Raw genomic sequence first — 6,425 nt, forward strand, 5'->3', positions numbered from 1 at the left:
GCGCGGCTCAACCCGTCTTCCCACGCCGGCAACCACTCGGCGCGGCTGGATAGCCCGGCGTGGGCGACGATCGCACCGGCGGCGTTGAGCACGACGGCGTCGCGCACCGGGCCTTTCGCGCCGGCCAGCACCGAGCGGGCCTCCGCCGCATTGGCCGTCGCATCACCACCGAGTAAGTCGTCCAGCTCGGCGCGAGCGAACCCGAACCCGGCCGGGTCGAATGTCAGCTTCTCCACGGTGCCCGCCTGCACCCGCCAGATCGTGCTGGTCGTGGTGGTAGTGAGCTCGTCGAGGCCGTCGTCGCCGTGTACTACCAACACGCTGGACGCGCGCGCGGCGAAAACCCCCGCCACCACCTCGGCCTGGTCGGCGAACGCACAGCCGATCAGCCCGGCTCGAGGCCGTCCCGGATTGGTCAGTGGCCCAAGCAAATTGAACACAGTCGGCACGCCAACCTCGCGCCGAACCACCGATGCGTGCCGGTACGACGGATGGAACTGCGGCGCGAAGCAAAACCCGATCCCGATTTCGAGGACGCTACGTGCGACGTCATCGGGGTCCAGGTCGATACGCACCCCCAGCGCCTCGAGGGTGTCGGCACCGCCGGCCAGCGAGGACGCCGCACGGTTGCCGTGCTTGACCACCGGCACGCCGGCCGCCGCCACCACGATCGCCGCCATGGTGGACAAATTGAAGGTGTTGACCCCGTCTCCGCCGGTGCCGACCACATCGACGGTGTCGGTTCCGATCTGGTCGGTGGGCAGTCGAAGTCCGTGCGCAAGCATCACGTCGGCCAGCTCGGTGACCTCCGCGGCCGTCGGAAGTTTCATTTTCAGCGCCACGGCGAACGCTGCGATCTGGGCCGGTGTCGCAGACCCGGTCATGATCTGCTCCATGGCCCACCCGGCTTGGCCGCGTGGCAGGTTCTGGCCCTCGGTCAAGTCCGTGAGGATCCCCGGCCACGACGGCGCCTCGTCCGGGGGGCGCTGGGATGACCCGGATGCTGACACCGCCACAACGAAAATGGTCCCACGGGTAATGGGTGCCACCAATTGCCGCCCCGGGTGGAGATCGACAACTACAAAGCGTCATACTTGCGGATGTGACGAGTGCGGTAGGGACCTCGGGTACTGCAATCACGGCGCGCGTACATTCGCTTAACCGCCCCAATATGGTCAGTGTCGGCACCATAGTCTGGCTTTCCAGTGAATTGATGTTCTTTGCTGGGCTGTTTGCGATGTACTTCACCGCCCGCGCTCAGGCCGGCGGGAACTGGCCGCCGCCGCCTACCGAGCTGAACCTGTATCAAGCGGTCCCGGTCACGCTGGTGCTGATCGGCTCGTCGTTCACTTGCCAGATGGGGGTTTTCGCGGCCGAGCGCGGCGACGTCTTCGGGCTGCGTCGCTGGTATTTGGTCACCTTTGCGATGGGGTTGTTCTTCGTCCTGGGTCAGGCCTACGAGTACCACCACCTGATGAGCCACGGAACAACGATTCCCAGCAGCGCCTACGGCAGCGTCTTCTACTTGGCCACCGGCTTCCACGGGCTACACGTCATCGGCGGGCTGATCGCCTTCATTTTCCTGCTGGCCCGTACCACGATGAGCAAGTTCACCCCGGCTCAGGCGACCGCGTCGATCGTCGTTTCCTATTACTGGCACTTCGTCGACATCGTTTGGATCGCCCTGTTCGCCACGATTTATTTCATCCGATGAGCGGCGCGCGCAAGGACAGGAGTGCTCGGTTGAAGAGACTGGGGTTGACCCGATCGCTTAGTGATCGGTCGCGACGTCGCCTGCGTCGCCGGTTATCCGCGGGACTGCTGCTGGTGGTGGCACTTGCGGCGGCCGGCGGACTTGCTGCGGTCTTTACCCCCACCCCACAACTGGCTGTCGCTGACGAGTCGTCCTCGGCGTTGTTGCGGACCGGCAAGCAGCTTTTCGACACCTCGTGCGTGACCTGCCACGGCGCCAATCTGCAAGGCGTACCCGATCGCGGGCCGAGTTTGATCGGCGTCGGCGAGGCCGCGGTCTATTTCCAGGTATCCAGCGGCCGGATGCCCGCGGTACGCGGTGAGGCTCAGGCCACCCGCAAAGACCCGATCTTCGATGAACACCAAGTTGACGCGTTGGGCGCGTGGGTGGAAGCCAACGGTGGCGGGCCCACCGTGTTGCGCAACGCCGACGGCACTATCGCGATGCAGTCGCTGCGCGGCAACGACATTGGACGCGGCGGCGATCTGTTCCGGTTGAACTGCTCCTCGTGTCACAACTTCACCGGCAAGGGCGGCGCGCTGTCGTCGGGCAAGTTCGCGCCCGACCTGGAACCGGCCAACGAGCAGCAGATCCTCACCGCGATGCTGACCGGTCCGCAGAACATGCCGAAGTTCTCCGACCGTCAGATCTCCTTCGATGCCAAAAAAGACATCATCGCCTACGTGAAATCCGTTACCGAGGAACGGAGTCCGGGCGGTAACGGCCTGGGGGGCTTCGGGCCCGCCCCGGAGGGCATGGCGATGTGGATCATCGGGATGGTCGCCGTCATCGGAGCCGCGCTCTGGATTGGGGCACGATCATGACCGACGGCGGCAAGGGCACCGACGTACCTGGCCAGAAGGACGCTGGGGATCAGCCCACTGATGCCGAGCTGAACGCGATGTCGCGCGAGGAACTCGTCGATCTCGGCGGCCGGCTCGACGGTGTAGAAACCGTCTTCAAGGAGCCGCGCTGGCCGGTAGCCGGCACCAAGGCCGAAAAGCGCGCTGAACGCCAGGTGGCGATCTGGCTTTTGCTGGGTGGGTTCTTCGGGTTCGCGCTGCTGTTGGTTTTCTTGTTTTGGCCGTGGGAGTACAAGCCGCACGGATCTCATGGCAGCTTCGTCTACTCGCTGACCACCCCGCTGTATGGCCTGACATTCGGAATGTCCGTGCTGTGCATCGCGGTCGGCGCGGTGCTTTTCCAGAAAAAGTTCATCCCCGAAGAGATTTCGATTCAGGACCGCCACGACGGCGCCGGCTCCGGCTCCCCGGAAATCCACCGCAAGACCGTGGTCGCCAACCTGACCGACGCATTCGAGGGTTCGACGCTACGGCGCCGCAAACTGATCGGCCTATCGCTGGGCGCCGGGCTCGGCGCGTTCGGACTCGGCACTCTGGTCGCATTTGCCGGCGGCCTGATCAAAAACCCGTGGAAGCCGGTGGTTCAGACCGCTGACGGCAAAAAAGCCGTGCTGTGGACCTCCGGCTGGACACCAAAATTCCACGGCGAGACCATCTTCGTGGCGCGGGCCACCGGCGAACACCTGGGCGCGCCGTTCGTCAAGATGCGGCCCGAGGACATCGAGGCCGGCGGCATGGAGACCGTTTTCCCGTGGCGGGAGTCCGACGGCGACGGCACCACGCCGGAGTCACACGAAAAGCTGACAGCGATCATGACTGCCGTTCGCAATCCGGTGATGCTGATCCGCATCAAGCCCACCGACATGTCGCGGGTGGTGAAGCGCAAAGGCCAGGAGAGCTTCAACTTCGGCGAGCTGTTCGCCTTCACCAAGGTCTGCTCGCATTTAGGTTGCCCCTCATCGCTTTACGAGCAGCAGTCCTATCGGATCCTGTGCCCATGCCATCAGTCGCAGTTCGACGCGCTGCATTACGCCAAACCGATTTTCGGGCCGGCCGCGCGCGCGTTGGCACAACTGCCCCTCACCATTGACGCCGACGGGTATTTAGTCGCCAACGGCGACTTCATCGAGCCTGTCGGACCGGCATTTTGGGAGCGCACAACAACATGAGTCCAAAACTGAGTCCCCCGAAGATCGGCGATGTCCTGGCCCGTCAAGGCGAGGACATCGACTCGCGCTATCACCCGTCGGCTGCAGTTCGCCGCCAACTCAACAAGGTCTTCCCGACGCACTGGTCGTTCCTACTCGGCGAGATCGCGATGTACAGCTTCATCGTCCTGCTGTTGACCGGTGTCTACCTGACGCTGTTCTTCGACCCCTCCATGAACGACGTCACCTACAACGGCGTCTATCAGCCGCTGCGCGGGGTGGAGATGTCCAAGGCGTACGCGTCCACGCTCGACATCAGCTTCGAGATCCGCGGTGGCCTGTTCGTTCGCCAGGTCCATCACTGGGCCGCGCTGATGTTCTCCGCGGCGATCATGGTTCACCTGGCTCGAATCTTCTTCACCGGAGCGTTTCGCCGGCCCCGCGAGGCCAACTGGGTCATTGGCTCACTGCTGCTGATCCTGTCCATGTTCGAGGGCTACTTCGGCTACTCGCTGCCCGACGACCTGCTGTCCGGCATCGGGCTGCGCGCCGCCCTATCCTCAATCACGTTGGGAATGCCGGTAATCGGTACCTGGCTGCACTGGGCCCTGTTCGGCGGTGACTTCCCTTGCGGCGGTGTTGGAAACGACTGCACCGCGGCGGGCTACATCATCCCGCGCCTGTACGCCCTGCACATCCTGCTGATACCGGGAATCATCCTGGCGCTGATCGGCGCGCATCTGGCATTCGTTTGGTTCCAGAAGCACACCCAGTTCCCCGGGCCGGGCCGCACCGAGCACAATGTCGTCGGCGTGCGGGTGATGCCGATCTTCGCGGTCAAATCCGGTGCCTTTTTCGCACTGTGCACCGGGATCCTCGGCCTGATGGGCGGCCTGCTGCAGATCAATCCGATCTGGAATCTCGGCCCCTACAAGCCATCCCAAGTCTCGGCGGGTAGCCAGCCGGACTTCTACATGATGTGGACCGAAGGTCTGGCCCGTATCTGGCCGGCCTGGGAGTTCTATATTGGCCACCACACGATTCCCGCGGTGGTCTGGGTCGGGATCATCATGGGGCTGGTGTTCGCGCTACTGACCATCTATCCGTTCCTGGAGAAGCGGTTCACCGGCGATCGCGCCCACCACAACCTGCTGCAGCGCCCGCGAGATGTGCCGGTGCGCACCGCGATTGGAGCCATGGCGATCGCGTTCTACATGGTGCTCACGCTGAGCGCAATGAACGACGTCATCGCGTTGAAATTCCATATCTCACTGAACGCGACGACCTGGATCGGGCGTATTGGCATGGTCGTGCTGCCGCCGATCGTCTACTTCATCACCTATCGATGGGCCATCGGGCTACAGCGCAGCGACCGCACGGTGCTTGAGCACGGCATCGAGACCGGCATCATCAAGCGCTTGCCGCACGGCGCCTACATCGAATTGCACCAGCCGCTTGGCCCTGTCGACGACCACGGCCACCCGTTGCCGCTGGAGTACCAGGGCGCCCCGGTGCCCACCAAGATGAACCGGCTGGGGTCGGCCGGCTCGCCAGGCTCCGGCAGCTTCCTATTCGCCGATCCGGTCTCCGAAGACGCCGCACTCGCCGAGGCCAGCCACGCCGCCGAACAGCGCGCCCTCACCGCACTGCGGGAGCACCAAGACGGCAGTAACGGCTCATCGAACGGCCAGAACGGCCACCACTAGCGGGATCTCACGCGGCCAGCGTGCGGCGCAGCTGCCGCACCTGGCGCCACGGAACCAACGGCATGACCAGCGTGACGAAGCCGGCAATCCCGTAGCTGGTCCACGAGATGGCGTCGTGGCCGATCGCCATCAAGTAGGTTGCCGCCGCGACCGCGAGCAGCGCCGCGCCCATCGCGGCCATCAATGCCGCGGTGCCGCGCAACCAGATCCGGTCCACCGCCGCGTCGGACAATGCCGGCCGTAACGTGGTCGACCGCTCGGTACGGCCCGGGTGGGTGATGGTCCGCGCGGGCGCATTCCCGGACCGGATCGGCCGCCCACTCACTGTGCGCGCCGACGTCCCGGCCGATCGTGCGACTGGCCTGTCCCGAGTAGTGCGCCTGGCGCGCAACAACATTGGGATCGCCGCAAGGATGACCAGCGCAGAGATAACGATGATCGCGTAGAGCACCGATGACGCGTGCGGATTCCCTTTGGCAGCGTGGAAGCCGCGGCCGAGGTCCATCAGCGCGACGATGGCCGCAACGCTCATCCCCACCAATGCCAGCCAGACGGTGGCACACACTCCCACCAGGATCCGATCGCCGGTATCCGGCGCGACCCTGCTCCACGGACCCCAGGCTCCGGAGTACCTGTCGGCCATTAGCAGCTCGCTTGCGGTTGGTTGTTCTCGTTCGACGACAACACCGTTCCATCGCTGGCGGTGATCTTGCAGTTGAGCTTGCTCAGTCGCAGCAAGCTCGTCGCCTCAATCGAACCGACGTCAGACTGCGATATCGGGGTGAGCGTGATCGTCCACGGGATGTAGACGTTGGGCAGCGTCCGTCGCATTCCAGAGGCATCGGTGTAGGTGATCGTGATCTGGTCGAACGGCGCCTTGGTGCCGGTCACCGAATACGTGTACTGCTTGGGCCCGGCCGGGGCCGGCGGCGGGGCGGGCGCCGGCGGCGCGGGA

Annotated in this window: 7 protein-coding genes; 4 read left to right on the forward strand and 3 right to left on the reverse strand. The window is 64.6% G+C overall.

The features are described from left to right. Nucleotides 1-1,016 (reverse strand): anthranilate phosphoribosyltransferase (gene trpD, locus WBF82_RS23945; RefSeq protein ID WP_424385412.1); only part of this gene is annotated, 1,016 nt, incomplete at its 3' end. Between the two features lie 86 nt (nucleotides 1,017-1,102). On the opposite strand from trpD, the gene WBF82_RS23950 reads away from it, so the two are divergent. From WBF82_RS23950 to WBF82_RS23965, 4 genes are read left to right on the forward strand one after another with little or no spacing between them, the layout of a single operon-like run. Further along, nucleotides 1,103-1,714, forward strand: a complete 612-nt coding sequence (locus WBF82_RS23950; protein ID WP_424385413.1) for a cytochrome c oxidase subunit 3 — start codon at nucleotides 1,103-1,105, stop codon at nucleotides 1,712-1,714. A 29-nt stretch (nucleotides 1,715-1,743) separates the two neighbouring features. Then, complete coding sequence (locus tag WBF82_RS23955) at nucleotides 1,744-2,577, forward strand: cytochrome c (RefSeq protein WP_424385414.1); 834 nt, start codon at nucleotides 1,744-1,746, stop codon at nucleotides 2,575-2,577. Next, entirely contained in the window at nucleotides 2,574-3,785 is a 1,212-nt protein-coding gene (locus tag WBF82_RS23960) for a ubiquinol-cytochrome c reductase iron-sulfur subunit (protein WP_424385415.1), read from the forward strand. The genes WBF82_RS23955 and WBF82_RS23960 overlap by 4 nt, the downstream gene beginning before the upstream one ends. Beyond that, entirely contained in the window at nucleotides 3,782-5,470 is a 1,689-nt protein-coding gene (locus WBF82_RS23965; protein WP_424385416.1) for a cytochrome b, read from the forward strand. Before WBF82_RS23960 ends, WBF82_RS23965 begins: the two co-directional genes overlap by 4 nt. A gap of 7 nt (nucleotides 5,471-5,477) precedes the next feature. On the opposite strand, the gene WBF82_RS23970 is transcribed toward WBF82_RS23965, so the two are convergent. Next, entirely contained in the window at nucleotides 5,478-6,113 is a 636-nt protein-coding gene (locus WBF82_RS23970; RefSeq protein WP_424385417.1) for a DUF2561 family protein, read from the reverse strand. Then, on the reverse strand, nucleotides 6,113-6,425 hold a 313-nt coding region (locus tag WBF82_RS23975), incomplete at its 5' end, for an MmpS family transport accessory protein (protein WP_424385418.1). The genes WBF82_RS23975 and WBF82_RS23970, both read right to left, overlap by 1 nt.

Source organism: Mycobacterium sp., from assembly GCF_049673265.1.
GTDB lineage: Bacteria > Actinomycetota > Actinomycetes > Mycobacteriales > Mycobacteriaceae > Mycobacterium.

Coding starts and splice junctions, on each gene's coding strand:
- WBF82_RS23960 (WP_424385415.1), top strand. CDS start 2,574: ATGACCGACGGCGGCAAGGGCACCGACGTACCTGGCCAGAAGGACGCT.
- WBF82_RS23965 (WP_424385416.1), top strand. CDS start 3,782: ATGAGTCCAAAACTGAGTCCCCCGAAGATCGGCGATGTCCTGGCCCGT.
- WBF82_RS23970 (WP_424385417.1), bottom strand. CDS start 6,113: ATGGCCGACAGGTACTCCGGAGCCTGGGGTCCGTGGAGCAGGGTCGCG.